The sequence below is a fragment of the Rossellomorea vietnamensis genome (assembly GCF_008180615.1).
Classification (GTDB): Bacteria; Bacillota; Bacilli; order Bacillales; family Bacillaceae_B; genus Rossellomorea; species Rossellomorea vietnamensis_D.
In genome coordinates, this window is sequence record NZ_VTEH01000011.1 from 20,006 (window position 1) to 36,673 (window position 16,668).

15 protein-coding genes and 1 pseudogene are annotated in these 16,668 nt (G+C 42.8%); 7 read left to right on the forward strand and 9 right to left on the reverse strand.

Annotated features, from left to right (window positions below):
• The first annotated feature begins 901 nt into the window (after window positions 1–901).
• The 4 genes from FZC79_RS13580 to FZC79_RS13595 are packed head-to-tail and all read left to right on the forward strand — an operon-like array spanning window position 902 to window position 7,187.
• Window positions 902–2,692: a cache domain-containing sensor histidine kinase gene (locus tag FZC79_RS13580; protein WP_148947314.1), complete on the forward strand. Its 1,791-nt coding sequence runs from the start codon at window positions 902–904 to the stop codon at window positions 2,690–2,692.
• Window positions 2,685–4,223 (forward strand): response regulator transcription factor, encoded by a 1,539-nt coding sequence (locus FZC79_RS13585; protein WP_148947315.1) that lies wholly within the window; start codon window positions 2,685–2,687, stop codon window positions 4,221–4,223. Before FZC79_RS13580 ends, FZC79_RS13585 begins: the two co-directional genes overlap by 8 nt.
• Complete coding sequence (locus FZC79_RS13590) at window positions 4,213–5,514, forward strand: extracellular solute-binding protein (RefSeq protein ID WP_148947316.1); 1,302 nt, start codon at window positions 4,213–4,215, stop codon at window positions 5,512–5,514. Before FZC79_RS13585 ends, FZC79_RS13590 begins: the two co-directional genes overlap by 11 nt.
• Complete coding sequence (locus FZC79_RS13595; RefSeq protein WP_148947317.1) at window positions 5,511–7,187, forward strand: glycoside hydrolase family 13 protein; 1,677 nt, start codon at window positions 5,511–5,513, stop codon at window positions 7,185–7,187. Before FZC79_RS13590 ends, FZC79_RS13595 begins: the two co-directional genes overlap by 4 nt.
• A 385-nt stretch (window positions 7,188–7,572) precedes the next feature.
• Here FZC79_RS13595 and FZC79_RS13600 read toward each other — a convergent pair.
• The 9 genes and pseudogenes from FZC79_RS13600 to FZC79_RS23865 all read right to left on the reverse strand — a co-directional run bounded on the left by FZC79_RS13600 (window position 7,573) and on the right by FZC79_RS23865 (window position 12,712).
• Window positions 7,573–8,046 (reverse strand): annotated as a pseudogene (locus tag FZC79_RS13600) (AraC family transcriptional regulator).
• A gap of 210 nt (window positions 8,047–8,256) precedes the next feature.
• Complete coding sequence (locus FZC79_RS13605; protein WP_148947318.1) at window positions 8,257–8,463, reverse strand: hypothetical protein; 207 nt, start codon at window positions 8,461–8,463, stop codon at window positions 8,257–8,259.
• A 117-nt stretch (window positions 8,464–8,580) separates the two neighbouring features.
• Window positions 8,581–9,219: a DUF3139 domain-containing protein gene (locus FZC79_RS13610; RefSeq protein ID WP_187442780.1), complete on the reverse strand. Its 639-nt coding sequence runs from the start codon at window positions 9,217–9,219 to the stop codon at window positions 8,581–8,583.
• Window positions 9,220–9,728: 509 nt separating this feature from the next.
• Window positions 9,729–9,905, reverse strand: a complete 177-nt coding sequence (locus tag FZC79_RS13615; protein ID WP_252183328.1) for a hypothetical protein — start codon at window positions 9,903–9,905, stop codon at window positions 9,729–9,731.
• A gap of 112 nt (window positions 9,906–10,017) precedes the next feature.
• On the reverse strand, window positions 10,018–10,227 hold the full coding sequence (locus FZC79_RS13620; protein WP_148947321.1) for a hypothetical protein: 210 nt from the start codon (window positions 10,225–10,227) through the stop codon (window positions 10,018–10,020).
• A 462-nt stretch (window positions 10,228–10,689) separates the two neighbouring features.
• The gene (locus FZC79_RS13625) at window positions 10,690–11,052 is read right to left on the reverse strand and encodes a hypothetical protein (protein ID WP_148947322.1); all 363 of its coding nucleotides are present in this window, start codon (window positions 11,050–11,052) and stop codon (window positions 10,690–10,692) included.
• 129 nt (window positions 11,053–11,181) lie between these two features.
• Complete coding sequence (locus tag FZC79_RS13630) at window positions 11,182–11,616, reverse strand: hypothetical protein (protein WP_148947323.1); 435 nt, start codon at window positions 11,614–11,616, stop codon at window positions 11,182–11,184.
• A 218-nt stretch (window positions 11,617–11,834) separates the two neighbouring features.
• Entirely contained in the window at window positions 11,835–12,347 is a 513-nt protein-coding gene (locus FZC79_RS13635; protein WP_148947324.1) for a hypothetical protein, read from the reverse strand.
• Between the two features lie 230 nt (window positions 12,348–12,577).
• Window positions 12,578–12,712, reverse strand: coding sequence for a hypothetical protein (locus FZC79_RS23865; RefSeq protein WP_262371048.1), 135 nt, complete (start codon window positions 12,710–12,712; stop codon window positions 12,578–12,580).
• 685 nt (window positions 12,713–13,397) lie between these two features.
• On the opposite strand from FZC79_RS23865, the gene FZC79_RS13640 reads away from it, so the two are divergent.
• The 3 genes from FZC79_RS13640 to FZC79_RS13650 are packed head-to-tail and all read left to right on the forward strand — an operon-like array spanning window position 13,398 to window position 16,330.
• The gene (locus FZC79_RS13640; RefSeq protein ID WP_148947325.1) at window positions 13,398–14,462 is read left to right on the forward strand and encodes a Gfo/Idh/MocA family protein; all 1,065 of its coding nucleotides are present in this window, start codon (window positions 13,398–13,400) and stop codon (window positions 14,460–14,462) included.
• A 17-nt stretch (window positions 14,463–14,479) separates the two neighbouring features.
• A complete protein-coding gene (locus tag FZC79_RS13645) occupies window positions 14,480–15,589 on the forward strand; it encodes a Gfo/Idh/MocA family protein (protein ID WP_148947326.1) in 1,110 nt (369 codons plus the stop codon).
• 21 nt (window positions 15,590–15,610) lie between these two features.
• Window positions 15,611–16,330, forward strand: a complete 720-nt coding sequence (locus tag FZC79_RS13650) for a ThuA domain-containing protein (RefSeq protein WP_148947327.1) — start codon at window positions 15,611–15,613, stop codon at window positions 16,328–16,330.
• Window positions 16,331–16,668 lie beyond the last annotated feature (338 nt).

Sequence of the window (16,668 nt, forward strand, 5' to 3'; positions counted from 1 at the left end):
TGAAATAAGGGGAATTTTTCCCTCTATTTAAAAGAGTAACTGAGGGTGTTGGGCTGGCCGGAGTATCCAGCGGGGAAAATAAGGGAAGATCTTTCCCTTATTTTCAAATCTGGCTCACTTTGAGGATGAATAAGGGAATTAGTTTCCCTTATTTTTAGAAAAGCCCCTATTTTTTAGAGATTAAAGGCCGGTAAGGGAATATTTTTCCTCTATTTGAGCTTTTGGCGGTGCTAATTAGCAAATAAGGGAATTTTCTTCCGCTAATTTGAGGAGAAATTGAAGGCCAGGTCCTTGCCGGAATATCCAGCGGGGGTAATAAGGGGAAATTTTCCCCTTAAGTGCAGGCTTGACCTCATTTTAAGGGTGAATAAGGGGAGTTTTTCCCCTTATATGAAAAAAAGCCCCTGTTTTCTAGTGGTTTGAGTCAAATAAGGGGAAATTCTCCCGCTATTTCGGTGATTTTCGGCGCTGTTTTTGAAATAAGGGGAATTTTTCCCTCTATTTAAAAGAGTAACTGAAGGTCATGGCCTGGCCGGAGTAACCAGCGTGAAAATAAGGGAAGATCTTTCCCTTATTTTCAAATCTGGCTCATTTTGAGGATGAATAAGGGAATTAGTTTCCCTTATTTGAAGAAAAGACCCTATTCTTTAGAGATTAAAGGCCGATAAGGGAATATTTTTCCGCTATTTAAGCTTTTGGCGGCGCGATTCAGCAAATAAGGGAATTTCTTTCCGCTATCGCCAAAAGCCCAAGCGCCCCAGACCGGCAGGAGACCGCCCCCGGCAGCAACACTTTCCAAACCTAAAAGGGCTGTAAGGGTAACTAGCACTCCAAGCCATAACCTTTTGAAAAATAGAAGTCAGGAAATATTCAATACGACAGAATAAAGAGGGATCCAACGATGATTTACAACCTACTAAGAAAACGTCTGGCTTCGAAAGTCATCGTCACTATATTGATTGTCAGTTTGATCCCGACTGTGTTTAATAGTTTGTTTTTCTATCAGTCCGCATCTGATGTGGTAAAAGAAAATGTTAGAGAATCTTCGCTGCAGATTGCAAGGCAGGCTGCAGATTCTCTTTCGTTTATTTTTTCCAATGGCAGTGATATGTCGGACCTTTTATACAGCAATGAACGAATTCAGGAGATTGTTAAGGCGGATTTGAATGAGAACGCTTCATCCGTTGAGGCCAAAGAGAATCAGGAATACATGAACTCTTTTCTGAATTCGAATATCTATACCAGTTCATTCGTCCGTATCATTTATGTGTTAAAAGATGAAGGAGCGAGCTGGGGAAGCGGGACGTTTTCACCTTATAAGCTGTCGATGGTCAATATTGACAAGACGGAGTGGGCCGAGGATGCTGTCAAAAAAGACGGAGAATTGGTGTGGGGGGGCCTGCAGTACGATAGGTTCAGCGGAGCCGGAGAGAATACCGCCCTCGTGCTTCCCATCACCAGGGTCCTAAAGGATTTTGACAATATGGAAAATATCGCCTATGTACAGGTCAGCCTGGATGGAAATGCGATTCTGGAGAAAATCAATCAAATCAAATTGGGGAAAACGGGCCGCTTCTTTGTGGTAAATGAATCGGCGGAAGTGATGATCGACAATGACCTGGATGAAATCGGGAAGCCTGTACAAAATGAAGAACTGCGGAATTACATTACGGGTAAGAAGCAGGAATTCGAATTTGATGAAAACGGCATCCACCAGTATGGCGTCATGCAGCCGATCGGTAATGGCTGGTCGATTGTCGGTATCGTCCCTGTCACTGAAATCACAGGTGAAATTGTGTCGATCCAGCGCATCATCATTTTTGCCTCTGTCATGTTCGGCATCATTGCGATCATTCTTGGCATCGCCATCGCCAAACGGGTGACGGAGCCTGTCAAGGTGCTGACAGAGCAGATGAAACTGGTTGGAGAAGGAGATTTTAAAGTCCGGACAGCCGTCAGTTCGGTTGATGAAATCGGTGTGATGAGCAGCCAGTTTAATCACATGATCAATCAGGTGGATAATCTTCTGGATCAGATTAGAGAAGAGCAAAGACAGAAGCAGGAAGCCGAGCTCAGGGCCATCAAGCACAGAATCAATCCTCATTTTCTCTTCAATACGCTGAGCACGATCCGCTGGCTTGTGCAGTTTAAGGAAACGGAGCGTGCGAACACGGCACTGACCTCGTTATCCAAGCTGCTGGAAGGCAATATGGGAAAAACCGGAACGTTTATATCCATTAAAGAAGAAATCGAGCTGGTCCAGAATTTCATGGTGATCCTGCAAATCCGCTATCAGCAGAACTTTTTTCTGAAAACAGACTTTGAAGAGGGTGTGGAAGATGTCCAAATTCCGCGTATGCTTCTTCAGCCGATTGTCGAGAATTCGATTTTTCATGGAATCGTCCCTACTGGCGAAGAAGGATCGATCGTCATATCAGGTAAAAAGGTTGAGCGGGGAATTGAGCTGGAAATCTCGGATAACGGAATGGGGATGAAGGAAGATGTACTGAAGAAATTTCAGCAGACATCCGAAACATCGGGTTCCTATTTAGGAATAGGGCTCAGCCATGTATATGACTCTGTGCGCCTTTATTATGAAAGAGATTCGAAGGTGGAAATCACGAGTACGGAAGAAGGAACAGTCGTGAAATTACTATTGCTATCTGTACCCGGGGGTGAAGATCGTGTTTAACGTGATGATTGTAGATGATGAACCGATTATCCGCTTTGGATTGAAATCCTCTATCGATTGGGAAAAAGAGAACCTGAAGCTGATCGGCGATTATTCAAACGGCCAGCAGGCGCTGGATGCCATGGAGAGGGAAGGCCGGGTTGATATCCTGATTACCGACATCAAGATGCCTGTGATGGATGGAATCACTCTCATGAAAAAAGCGCTTGTAGTGAACCCGAAGCTGAAAATCGTGCTGGTCAGCAGCTATAACGAATTTGAGTATGTAAGAGAAGGGCTGACACACGGAGCCGTTGATTATATTTTAAAACCGACACTCGAGCCGGAAACATTTTTAAAAACGGTTCACAAATGTGTGGACAAGATTGAAGAAGAGCAGAAGATGGACAGAAAACTGGAGTACGCCCAGCAATCAAATGTTGCAGCCATTAGAAGAAGAGTGGAGCAGGAAATGAAGCGGATTCTTCTGAAAAAGCATGACGAAGTGAAGAGCGAAAGCGTCATTTCGATGTTTGAGGAGCCTCATGCAATCGTCCTTTTGAAGCTGAAGGGAATGGACAGGGTGGATGAGGACTTCGGCTTTCTGTATAACAGCCTGATCTTTGAAGAAATACAAGAAAGATTTTATCTTGCAACAGATGAAGGCATCTGCTTTCTGATCAGCGACAGTGAGCTGCTGTTTTTCTTGAAGAAGAGCAGTGATCCATTAACTCTGACGACCATGATCAAAGAGAAGATTGAAAGAGAAACGTCGATCGGCATCATCTATGGATACGATGTCGTCCATGATGTTCAAGATCTTGTAAAAGGATATTACCGGGCACATGCCGCGTGCGGAAGATACTTCTTTCACAGTGAAAAAGAGATATTCAGGTACAGACCAGACATCGCGCAGGATGTACCGGCCCTTTCAGAACAAGAGCTGGAAGGATTTCTGCTTCCTTACGAGGAAAGCAGAAGTGAAACGTTCATCGAGGAACGGTTTGGTGTGTGGAGCAGTGAAAACATGAAGCCTTCTGTTATCAAAAAAGAGGCAGGAAACATCTTGAAAACCATTTTTATGAAGAAGATTGATCCTCCTGTTTTGATGGAAAAGATTGCGATCATTGAGGCATCAGACACGTTGGAAGAAGTCCGCAAATCCACCCTGGAAGGCCTCAAAGCCTGTGCCCAGCTGTTAGTGAATGGTGAAAATAAGCCTCATATGGACAACGAACTTCTGGATAAAGCCCTGCACTACATTCATGCTCATTATACAGATGAACTGACGCTGCAAAATGTAGCCGACCATATTCATATCAGCCGCAATTACTTCAGCATTCTTTTCAAAAGGCTGATGGACCAGAATTTTATCGATTATGTGATCGAACTTCGGGTGAAAAAAGCGAAGGCCTTATTGAGGCAGACCTCCTTGAAGGTGTATGAAGTGGCAGCGAATGCGGGATTCAATGATGTGAAGTACTTCAGCAAGCTATTCAAAAAAGTCACGGGCCAATCACCCGGGGATTACAGGCTGAATCATGAACAGTAAAGGAATTCCGTCCATGAAGCGTTCACTGCTGCCATTGGTCATGCTCATGCTGGCGATGCAGGGCTGTATGAACCAGAATATTATAGAAGAGAACGAACCTGTCCAGATGGATGCGGGGAACGAAAAGGAACAAATCGAAATCTGGCACACGTACAGCGATGAGGAGACAAGGATTTTCGAGAAGGAAGTCATCCCATTATTTGAAGAGGAATTTCCGGATATCGATGTCAAGCCGGTTCGCCAGCCTCATAACGAGCAGCTGATGTCTGCGCTGATCTCCCGGGCATCCGTCAACCGCACGCCTGACATTATCCGGATGGACATCACCTGGCTTCCGAAGTTTGCCGACCTGAAGCTTCTCTATCCTGTGAGTGAATTCGACGATTTTAATGAAGTCAAAAAAAGATTTTATCGTCCGCCCCTGGAATCCAACCGATATGGTGAGGACTACTACGGCCTGCCATTGAATACCAACACCAAAGCAGCGATTTTTAACAAAGATACTGTAGAAGACCTCGGTTTGGAACAACTGCCCCATACGATGGATGAATTGCTGGAAGTAGTGGAAGAAAATCAACTGACCATTGGGATTAACGACGTGTCCCCTTGGAACAGTCTGCCCTACTTTTACGGGTTGGGCGGGAAGCTGCTGAGCCCGCAATATACCCAGGCTGCAGGATACCTGGACAGCAAGGAAAGCATCGAGGCCGTAGAGAGGCTTGTGCAGCTCTATGAGAATGGAAATTTTCCAGCTGAAATCCTGAAGGGCTATCCACAAACATGGGAAAAAATAAGGACCGGGGGCTACTTTATGATCGATGAAGGGCCTTGGTTTTACAGCGTCCATTCCCTGCTGGATATTGAAGTCCTGAAGAGGCAGACTGTTTCAGCACCGTTTCCGAGCAATGAGGTCTACACATCGGTCCTTGGAGGCGAAAATGCCGTTATTACGAAAGGGTCCGAGCACCGCGAAGCATCGTGGACATTCATCAAGTGGCTGACGACAGAAACTCCGCAGAAATTATTGTTAACAGCAGGTGTGCTGCCGACCAATACGGAAGTGGAAATGTCCAGTATCGTCGAACAGTATCCTTATTATGAAAGCTATATTGAAAGCATAGACAAAACTTTCCTCAGGCCGCCTGTGCCACAGTGGAATGAAATCAACTCCATCTACACCGAGTATTTCAGGCTGATGTTTTCAGGAGAAATGAGTGCAGAGGAAGGACTAAAGAAAGCAGCAGAAGAGATCGATGAACTGCTGATACATAGAGAGGATGAAGAGGAATGAATAAAAAATGGTGGAAAGAAAGTGTTGTATATCAAATCTATCCAAGAAGCTTCATGGACAGCAATGGAGATGGAATCGGTGATCTGCAAGGAATTACCTCCAAGCTGGATTATTTAAAAGAGCTGGGTATCGATGTCATCTGGCTGTCGCCTGTTTTTAAATCACCAAATGATGACAATGGCTATGATATCAGCGATTATCAGGACATCATGGATGAATTCGGAACGATGGCAGACTGGGAAGAACTATTGGCAGGCATCCACGGCCGCGGAATGAAATTGATGATGGACCTTGTCGTCAACCATTCTTCCGATGAGCATAACTGGTTTGTCGAATCACGCAAATCCAAGGATAACCAATACAGAGACTACTATATCTGGCATCCGGGACAAGACGGGCAGGAACCGAATAACTGGACATCCTTCTTCAGCGGCTCAGCCTGGCAGCACGATGAAGCAACCGATGAATATTTCCTTCATCTTTTCAGTAAAAAACAGCCGGATCTGAACTGGGAAAATCCTGTGCTGCGAAATGAAATCTACGACATGATGACATGGTGGCTGGACAAAGGCGTCGACGGCTTCCGCATGGATGTTATCAACCTGATCTCCAAAGCGGACGGACTGCCGAGCGCACCGGGCGGTAAAAAATACGATTGGGGCGGGGAGTTCTTCATGAACGGACCGCGTGTTCATGAGTATCTTCAGGAAATGAACAAGGAAGTGCTTTCGAAGTATGACATGATCACGGTCGGCGAATGCCCGGGTGCTTCTCCACAGGATGCAGCCCAGTACGCCAATGACGAAGGAACTGAGCTCAACATGATCTTCACTTTTGAGCATATGGATCTGGACTCCGGACCTGGCGGAAAATGGGATGTGAAGCCATGGAAACTGGCTGACCTGAAGGACGTCATGACCAAGTGGCAGAAGGAACTTGAAGGAAAGGGCTGGAACAGTCTGTACCTCAACAACCACGATCAGCCGCGGATGGTCTCCCGTTTCGGGAATGACAAAGAATTCCGTACAGAATCGGCAAAAATGCTCGGAACCTTCCTCCACATGATGCAAGGAACTCCTTACATCTATCAAGGAGAAGAACTGGGGATGACCAATGTTCAGTTTGACTCTCTTGAAGAGTACAACGATATCGAAATCCATAACATGTACCGAGAAAAAGTAACCGAAGGCGGCGAGGATCATGACAAGATCATGAACGCCATCTACATCAAAGGCCGTGACAACGCCCGTACTCCAATGCAATGGGACGGCAGCGAAAATGCAGGCTTCACAACCGGCACGCCTTGGCTGAAAGTCAACCCGAACTACACGAACATCAATGCAGAAAGCGCCTTGAAAGACCCTGATTCTGTTTTCCATTACTATCAGAGGCTCATCAAGCTCCGCAAAGAGCATGAGATCATCGTATATGGAACGTACGATTTAATCCTGGAAGATGATCCAGCAATCTATGCTTACACACGTACATTGGGCAGCGAGAAACTGGTTGTGATGTGTAACTTCAGTGGGGAAGAGGCAGCGTTCACCCTGCCAGAGGGTATTGAGCATACTTCCGCAGATCTGTTGATCGGGAACTATGATACTTCGGAGGAAGGTACTTTGTCTTCTGTGGAGTTGAAGCCTTATGAGGCGAGGGTTTATCTATTGAAGTAAATTTTATAGTTGGTCACATTAGGGGTGTCTGGGAGTTTTCCTGGATGCCCCTTTTTTTGTTTTGTTGGTTTGGGTTGGGCAGCTAGGGGGGTGTTGGTGCCCATTATTGGCAGGATGGTTGGATTTAGGGAAGCAAGGAGATTTGTTGATGCCCATTATTGGGTGGTTAGTAGGATTCAGGTCAGCTAGGATGTGTGTTGGTGCCCATTATTGGGTGGTTAGCTGGATTTAGGGCAGCTAGAGGGTTTGTTGGTGCCCATTATTGGCAGGATGGTTGGATTTAGGGAAGCAAGGAGGTATGTTGATGCCCTTAATTGGCAGGATGGTTGGATTAAGGGCAGCTAGGGGTTGTTTAGTTGCCCTGTGTTAGCTAGTTTAAGAAGTTCTATTTCTTTATAGGCACAAATAAATCAACTTTACATTTCCCTTCTGGATCTTCGGCAGGGTTATTCATATTAAATTCAAGGTTGTGTCTATGAAAGTCCACCTCATAGCCGCTGTTCGGCAGCCATTGTTCAAACATGTATTGATAAGCATTATTCAGCTTTTCAGGCACATCATAAAATGGATACAAAGCATATTGTCCGCCATCCAGCTTTTTAAATTGCATATCAAGATGTTTCTCTTTATGGAATCCTTCAGGGATTGTGACACAAGCATCATGACGGCAATTATTACTCTCAACTAAATCAGGATTATCCAGAGAAATCCCTATAAAATGCTGTCTTGGAGGATAAAGCTCATTTTTAAATGCCCAATGGATCAAGCTTCCCCAATGTTCTTAGGGTTCAAAATAACTTCCGACACGCCGGATATATGCAACTTCATTCTGTGGTAATTCCTTCACTGTGATATTCAAATTTTATCCCCTCCCAAAATTAGATAATGTCCGTTTCAACAGTTTTCTCTATCTATTGTCAAAACTCCTTCTATTTTAAACTGTTTCTAGAAGATATTATCGCTTGGTGGAGTAATTGAAGGGAGGCGGCTGATTGTTCAGTGAACGCTCTCCTTTAGAGTGAATTCACCCTGTCTAAAAAAAAGGTTGTCACTTTATCAGTAGCAACCTTTACATTATTTCTTTATTCTGTCCTGAAGGATTTCTCTTTTCATTACGCTTAGATTTCAGCTCTTTTCCGGAATACCTTTTCATTTCTAAGTTGTCTAAATACCTGGTCAATGAAGCTTTTAGATCGGGATATTCTTCAATTTCTTTTGATGGATCAAAATCTGAAGCATGATTCATTCTTCCGGCCTGTTCGCTCATTGAATTCATATAGGTTTCACCTCAGTTCAATTATATCAATCTCCTAAGAAATCTCTATTCGAATCTTAAAGCTAGACACCCAATGAGCTGCAGAATTTCCACCCGAGATGGAAGCCTATCTCACCACTAAAACTCCTTTAACGGCGGCTCACTGCTCTTTTGCCTGAAGTCTATCATTGTAATTTGTTTTGTCTCTTCTTTATACCCAAAAACATATTCCACCAACGGTTCGTCTTCGAAGGTTACAAAGGAAAAATATCCGCCTGAAAAACGAGGGTCACCATCTTCATCTATGCTGACCCTTGGATAGGTTGTGATTTCTTCCTTTTCAATAAGCTCTCCGTATCCCTGTTCTTGGAGGTAAGAATAGGTATCTTCTATGATCACATTTTGCTGATAAGTTTTAAAGAAGAAAATCCCTCCTGCGACCAATATCAATACAGTTGATGCAGCAATACTCCACTTTTTCATAGGTTTTTCACTAGAGTCATTTTTGAACTCATTCCGAATTACTATCCCGATAAGCCCGCCTATGCTCAATGCAAAAAAAGTTAGCCAATCTATTCCTTTTCCTGTCCATAAACTTATGACTAATTGGATAATGAACAGACAACCTGCAAAATAAAAACAATCCTTTAATATACCCTTAATTGTGATCTCCTCCAAAAATTCTTCAACTAACCCCTTACTTGAAAAGAGGGCAGCTGCTGGTTTAACGAAACATCGCTCTATGGGGATATAAAACGCACTGTCCATATTCTTCATTTCAAGTTTTTCCACAGAGATAGTAATAAAAAAATCAAATTGATAAGCGCAAGAACACTCGGGACGTAAATGCTGACATTATTTAAACGAGCATATACAGCACTATAATATTCAGCACCGACCGCGTACCAGGATTTGTTCAGCCAGCCAAAAACAGCGATGGAACCGAATATCCCCAGTGATAACAAGTAGAGCCCTCTAGCTTCTGCCACTAATGTTGCTAGAAGAACAAGTACCCCGATGCGATAAAAAATCTCTGAGCCAAGGCAGACTCTTCAGGAGTAAAGTTAACTGGGATGTCTGAGGTGATTAACATCCTGTAGGAGAAAGCAAGGAACCAAAGGGCTGTACCTAACCCCAGCAAAATAAATCCTGTGATGTTCCTCCAATTCACAGTATCCGCCCTTTTATATTCATCTTTCCATATGACGAGTCTCACATACTTATAGTTTCATAACACAATAAAAGTGATCTGCCGTGTTGCAATTAGTCTCCTTTTTAACACATAATCACAGGCTTTGAAAAAGCGTAATGGTTATAACGAATGCAGATAGGGATCCGACAGACAGTAATGTGATCATTTTTCTCCAGTCTATTTCTTTTGAAGGTTTTACAGCCTCTCTGGACACCGTAACCCATATAGCCATTGATACTATAACTAAGATAAAAGTAATTTCTTTAGACACATAAGCCGCCTCCATAAAATAAAATCCATCTTCATATCAGGATATCTAACAATCGCTGAAGTAACGAAAGGAGGGGGGATGCTATCCAGCAAACACCCTCACTATAATAGAACTATATATAGAAAACGCCTGACAGCGATAAGATGAAACAAACCAAGAAAAAAGCGAAGTGTTTCATTTGCTTCTGCTGTTTGCTATGTACTAATAAAAGGCCAACTCCAACAAGTGTGCCTAACCAAGCAATAATCCCCGCAAACGAATAGTCGAGAAAAATTGCCAGCATGAACCCAAGAAACATTATTCCGATAGCTGCTTTTTGCAACCTCAACACCTCCTTGAACTTTTGTTGTTTAAACAGAAATTTCTCATAATTCACTATCCTTATTTTACCACAGTGAAAACTCCGCACTTCAATAAGCAGTAGATTCTTCGCTATTTACGAAGAAAAAACGACAATATTGATTTATAAGGGGTTAACTTTAGAGGTGCAAAACGCAATAATTTTTTATTGATATTACAGCAGATCTTTTACCAAGTGTGTGTTCGTACCCAATCTCGCATACGTTTCCGCAACACTGGAAATGCGGTATAGCTTAAAAAAACCAAAACGGATTTTGTCCATCATGGTTTTTTTGTTTTTTGATAAGGGCTTAATATATGTAGTAGATTTATTGTTTTAAAAGCAGATTTTCTTTAACTAACGCTCCCGTAAGGTGAACTAAGAAGTAGCTTGGCATTAAGCGCCAAGATTCTCAATTGGGAAACATTTCTCCCAAATCGATAGTTACTTTAAGATATTCTCGCTGAAGAATTCTGCAGCTTTATTTATATCTCCCGTTTTAAATATTTTTTCTTCAGAACCCAAAAAGATATAGTAAGGTGAATCAGTTATTTGAATGTTGTCATATAGCTGGTTAAATTCTTCTATATTAGAAGGATATAGCGTCTGCATATTATGAGATCCTTCAATTCTAAGGAATTCAGGAAGCATATCATCGCTTATATCTTTATTATCATCGATATAGAAAACAGTATATTTACCTTTATCCGGGACATCCAGATTTTGAGGAAAGTTAAAAGAAGTTTCTTTGGCACACCCGCACAAAAATATTGCTATAAAAATAAAAATAGTAATTTTACCTTTCAATATTACACATCCTCTATCTGCTTTTAATGCTAAAATTAATTATCAAAGAAGTTTCTTCAAATATTTCCGCTTGTCAACTAAGAGAGAAGACTGCTTTTCAGCAAACGCCCTCTTTACTTGAACAAGATTTTATCCTGGTTTATCTAGTTTTTGTAATGCTTCAGACAATCTATTTTGTATCCTATCATTGTCACTTACATAAAAGACCAAAATATTATTTATTCCGTATGCTTTATGTTCTACTACATCTGCTGTTGCTGTTATCTCTTCAAACCTTTGTATTCCCTTTCCTCTATCACTTGCCGAAGAAAAAACATAAACCGATAATGTATTGCCTTCTAAATTGTATATTTCAGGTGTAATACCGTTTAGTTCTTGTATAAAGACGTTCTCGCTTGGTAAATCTGTATTTTTATCTAATTCAAACCCTTGCTCAGCTATGAGAGTTTCTACATCTTCCAGTGTAATGTAGTTTGTTTCAGATGGAGTTCTTTCTGTTTCTTGTGGGCTGCAAGCACACATAAAAGATATGAATAGTACAAGAAATAATAGCTTTTTAATCATATATGTACACCTCCAATCCTATTAGACGAACATATTTATTTTTAGTTTCACCTTATTCACCTAATCTTCCTTTACATGAACAGAGGGCAGCTGCTTGTTCAGCAAATGCCCCCTTAACAGAACAACGCTTAAACCTAAGCGAGTAGAAAGCATCCTGAAATACTTCAACTCATATTGAACTGTGCCTATTTTTTATCTTAACCAAATTTCAGTTCTTCTTATTTTAAGGCATTCTCAAGCTTTTCATATTGGCCCTTATGATATTGAATACCTGTGATTACGCCTTCCTCATCTGTTTGCATATTGCCGTTTATTGTAAATGTACCACTATCATCACTTTCTTTTTTCGTATAGGATACATCAGCAGCAAAGGTGTAATAGTCCTCGTCTTCTTCAAGTGTGATTTCCTCTGTTGCCAAAACATAATCAGGGTAAGCAAATCTCAAGAATTGAGTAGCACCATTAGAATTGATAAAACCCTCTAAAAGACTTTCGCTCATATAAGGCTCGAAATTATTTTGATAGTACTCAGAAATTTTTTCGTCTCTTCTTTCCAAATTATCAGCCTCTTCGAGAAAAGCCTGCTCATACGCCTCGGTAGGTCCAGTAAACGCATTTTCTAAGAAAGCTTCAATGTTTTGTTCAGCAGCACTTTGGGTTCCGCCCTCTTCTGAATTGTCCCCTGAGGTTTCGGCATTTGTGCAGCCTGTGGCAAAAAGTAGAATACCCACTAATATCAATGGCTGAAAGTGTTTTTTGATTTTAATAATTTAGTACCACCCTTTCAAGTATTCTTCTACTGTATATACGGGACAGGAGTTTCAAAGTTACTGCAATTCTGTAATATCATCGCCTCATATAAGTGAATCAAGGTGCGCCCCTATATTCTTCGGCTAACATGCTCCTTTAGTGGAGGAGCAGAAAATAGTTCGCAGTATGCTGCAAACGCCCAGTGTCTAACTTAACCCTCATTGTCATTATTTAGTTTCTTGTTTGCATTCTCCAGATCCTCGGTTGATTTGGACCAATAACCAATCGCCAACCAAGATACTATTGTGAGGATGGAAACCGCCAAAACTGCAACAAGATTTATCAAAAATAACCCCTCCAAAAAAGTTTTAATTATTCAATAATCCTGCTCCTTGAATGGATAATGGAACATTACATTAACTTCAGTTTACCATAAATATTCCAATTAATCTGACTATTTGGTTGCATATTACCTTAAGAAGTAGGGTGCAGATTAGTTTGATACCTCATATAAAAAAGCAGTTCAGTTTTGTACTCCAAAAATGAACTACTTAATTGATTATCGGATGGTATTGGAATCTAAAATAATAAATTGTACAACTTCCTATACACTTTTTCCTAGTGAGATGCAATTAACTAAAAAACCTAGCAATGATTTGATTGGAACGGAAGGTGCGTGACCTCCTGCGGGACTAGCGTGACAGGTGAGACCCCACAGGCAAAGCCGAGGAGGCTCACCGCACGCCCCGCGGAGTCACGCACCTGGAGTGGAAATCAATTTACCCTCATTTGACATCGGCTATTGATCATTTTAATGCATTTTAGAATTGTCTTTTGACTGTAAATTAACAATCATTTCGGTTACTTATTAGAAGTATGTATCTCAAAACAGAACCCGTTAGATACTGACTGCCATTTTCCGGAATAAGTGCTTTATATTCCTGAGAAGGTGTCTTAAGTTAAGCGTTTACATTTTCCGTGTTCTACTCCTCCAGTGTTCACTTTACAATGAAGTAAAAGGGGGAAAGAACATGATTAAAAATAGAGTAGTGAAGGTTGGCTTGATTGGCCTTGGGGACATGGCAAATGCTCACAGGACCATGATTTCCGAGTTAGATGAACTGAAGCTGAGTGCCCTTTGCGATGTCAATGAAGACCTCCTGAATAAGATCGGGGACATTGAGAACGTCGCAGAGGAAAAGCGCTTTAACAATATGGAAGCCCTTATTTCTGACGGCGATGTGGATGCGGTGATTTCGATTGTTCCTAATCACCTTCATGCCAGGGTGCTGGAGCTGTGCATTCAATATCAGAAGCCGATTCTGGCGGAGAAGCCGTTCACATTAAATTTTGATGAAGCAGAATATTTAAAGTCTCTATATGAAAAACAACCGATCCCCTGCATGGTCGGATTTTCTTATCGCTATACACCTTCATTCCGTTATGCGAAAGAGCTCATTCAAGAAGGCAAAATTGGGAAGGTAAAGCATATCTCGGTCCGTTATCTGCAGTCATTCGGTGCGCCGATATATGATGTTCCTTTTCTGTGGAGATTTGATAAAGCGGTTACAGGAACAGGTGCGCTTGGGGATCTTGGTGCCCACATGATCGATCTTGCCCGCTTCATGATTGGCGAGTTCACCTCTGTGTCCGCGATGGTGGATACCTTTGTTCATGAAAGGAAAAATCCTGTCAGCGGGGAGATGCAGAAAGTCGATGTGGATGACTATGCGAGCTTTCTGGCTGTTCTGGACAATTCTATTCCGGGTAATTTTGTTACGACGAGAAATGCGATCGGTTCGGGGAATCAGCATGAAATCACTGTTTATGGAGATTTCGGGACGATTCATGCGAGCTGTGAACGCCCTTATGAAATCGATGTCTGCATCATTGAAGACAAAGAAGTTCATTCCAGCTTCGAGACAAAACCGGTTTCAGAGAGCTACAAGAGACAGCAGCTGGAGGATTTCGCTGATTTGATCCTTGGGAATAAGCAGGAGGGAACACCTGAATTCTTTGATGGCTACCAAAACCAGAAAGTTCTTGAGCGAATCATTGAATCGGCGGAAAGCGGACGCACCGTACTGATTGATTAAGGAAGGAGCCAGGAGATATGAGTGATAACAAATTGAAAATCGGCATAGCCGGGGCCGGGTCCTTCACGGAGCTGTGGTACCTCCCGGCTCTGGAAAAGCATCCGGATGTCGAACTGACGGCCATTTGCAGTCCGAGCGGCATCAGTGCTGAAAGGCTGGCTGAAAAATATGAGATTCAACGAAGCTATCAATCTTATATAGAGATGCTTGATACGGAACAGCTGGACGGGCTGTGTATCGTGACGCCCAATCAATCTCACAGCGAGATAGCGCTTGAAGCGAGCCGCAGGGGAATCCATATTCTCTGTGAAAAGCCGCTGGCCATGAACCGGGATGAAGCTCATGTGATGCTGGAGGAAGCGGATAAAAACGGAATTCTACACGCCATCAATTTTACATACCGTGAGAACCCTGCTGTGAAAAAATTGAAGGAACTGCTGGCTGAAAATCAAATTGGCGAAATCTATGAAGGCCGTTTTCACTATACAGCCTGCTATGGGCTTTCCGGTCCTCCGGGCTGGCGGGGAACAAGATCCACAGGCGGCGGTGGCGGAGTGCTCGCCGACTTGGGGTCCCATTTGATCGACATGGTGCAGTATGTTTTGAAGGAAGAAATCGCCAGTGTGCAATCATCGCTCTCTTATCTGCATGAAGGAAGATTAAAACGGATCAATGATATGGGGGACGCAGACCAGTCCGTCGACTCGGCCATGTTCAATGCAGGATTTCCCTCCGGACTTCATGCTTCCTTTTTTACAAGCTGGATTTCACCTCAGGGAAACCGGAACCAGACGATCGAGTTAACTTTTTACGGAAGCGAAGGCGCCATTCAGCTGCATTCGAGTGAACTCGGCATCAAGCTGCAGATTGCCCTCGGAAATGAACCGTGGACGGAAGTAGAACTGGACGCTGTTTGGAAATGGGAAGAGGGTGCAGAGCCGGAAGAAGACCGATTCCGTCCGTGGCGCCTGACTGAGACCAATGAAATCTGGAAGTGGGCAGACTCTATTAAAAATGGCCCTTCAACGGACTATCCCGACTTTGCAGATGGATACTCCGTGCAGAAGGTGATTGATGCTGTCCTGGAGTCAGCGATTCACGGGAAAGAAATTTTAATAGAAAAATAGACTGATAGAGGAGTGGTCAACATGATCAAAGTAACAATTTGGAACGAAAACCGCCATGAACAGACGAACCCCGATGTGAAGAAAATCTATCCTGATGGAATCCACAATGCGATTGCCGGTTTTTTAAAAGAGGATTTCGAAGTAACGACTGCTACACTGGATGAGCCGGAGCATGGTTTGACAGACGAAGTTTTGAACAACACGGATGTCTTGATCTGGTGGGGCCATCTGGCTCATGATGACGTCCAGGATGAGATCGTCGAAAGAGTGAGGAATCGTGTCCTTGACGGCATGGGCTTCATTCCTTTGCACTCTGCTCATGGAAGCAAAATATTTCATGTGCTGATGGGAACAAGGACGGGCGAATTGAAATGGCGTGAAGCGGATGACACGGAAAGACTGTGGGTCGTCGACGAAAGCCACCCGATCGTCGATGGTTTGCCGGATATGATCGAAATTGAAAAAGAAGAAATGTACGGCGAAAGATTCGGCATCCCGCAGCCCGAAGAACTGATCTTCATCAGCTGGTTCTCTGGCGGAGAAGTATTCAGAAGCGGCTGCACCTATAAACGCGGAAAAGGGAAGATTTTCTACTTCCGCCCTGGGCACGAAACCTACCCGACTTATTATCAAAAAGAAATCCAGAAGGTCATTCGCAACGCAGTGAAGTGGGCAGCGCCGAATCCGCGCAGCCCGAAGATCCACTTAGGAAATGTGGAACCTTTGGAAGCAATTAAATAAAAGGAGAGAGGCTGTTGGGACTTTGGTTCTGCAGCCTTTTGGCGTTTAATTGAATTACGTCTAAGATGTTTGGGGTAGAGACCCAATGGCGATGAAAATGTCTAAAATGCAGAAATCCAAGTATAGTAGGGTGTTTAAGAGCTAATCACCCTATTAAAATGGAAAAATCCAGTTATAGTATGGTGTTCAAGAGCTAATCACCCTATTAAAATGGAGAAATCCAGTTATATTATAGTGTTTAAGAGCTAATCACCCTATTAAAATGGAGAAATCCAGTTATAGTATAGTGTTTAAGGGCTAATCACCCTAATAAAATGGAGAAATCCAGTTATAGTATA

Excerpts from the sequence above, each read along its gene's own strand:
- FZC79_RS13580 (WP_148947314.1), top strand. The coding sequence starts at position 902 with ATGATTTACAACCTACTAAGAAAACGTCTGGCTTCGAAAGTCATCGTC.
- FZC79_RS13590 (WP_148947316.1), top strand. The coding sequence starts at position 4,213 with ATGAACAGTAAAGGAATTCCGTCCATGAAGCGTTCACTGCTGCCATTG.
- FZC79_RS13595 (WP_148947317.1), top strand. The coding sequence starts at position 5,511 with ATGAATAAAAAATGGTGGAAAGAAAGTGTTGTATATCAAATCTATCCA.
- FZC79_RS13605 (WP_148947318.1), bottom strand. The coding sequence starts at position 8,463 with ATGAATTCAATGAGCGAACAGGCCGGAAGAATGAATCATGCTTCAGAT.
- FZC79_RS13610 (WP_187442780.1), bottom strand. The coding sequence starts at position 9,219 with ATGAAGAATATGGACAGTGCGTTTTATATCCCCATAGAGCGATGTTTC.
- FZC79_RS13630 (WP_148947323.1), bottom strand. The coding sequence starts at position 11,616 with ATGATTAAAAAGCTATTATTTCTTGTACTATTCATATCTTTTATGTGT.
- FZC79_RS13640 (WP_148947325.1), top strand. The coding sequence starts at position 13,398 with ATGATTAAAAATAGAGTAGTGAAGGTTGGCTTGATTGGCCTTGGGGAC.
- FZC79_RS13645 (WP_148947326.1), top strand. The coding sequence starts at position 14,480 with ATGAGTGATAACAAATTGAAAATCGGCATAGCCGGGGCCGGGTCCTTC.
- FZC79_RS13650 (WP_148947327.1), top strand. The coding sequence starts at position 15,611 with ATGATCAAAGTAACAATTTGGAACGAAAACCGCCATGAACAGACGAAC.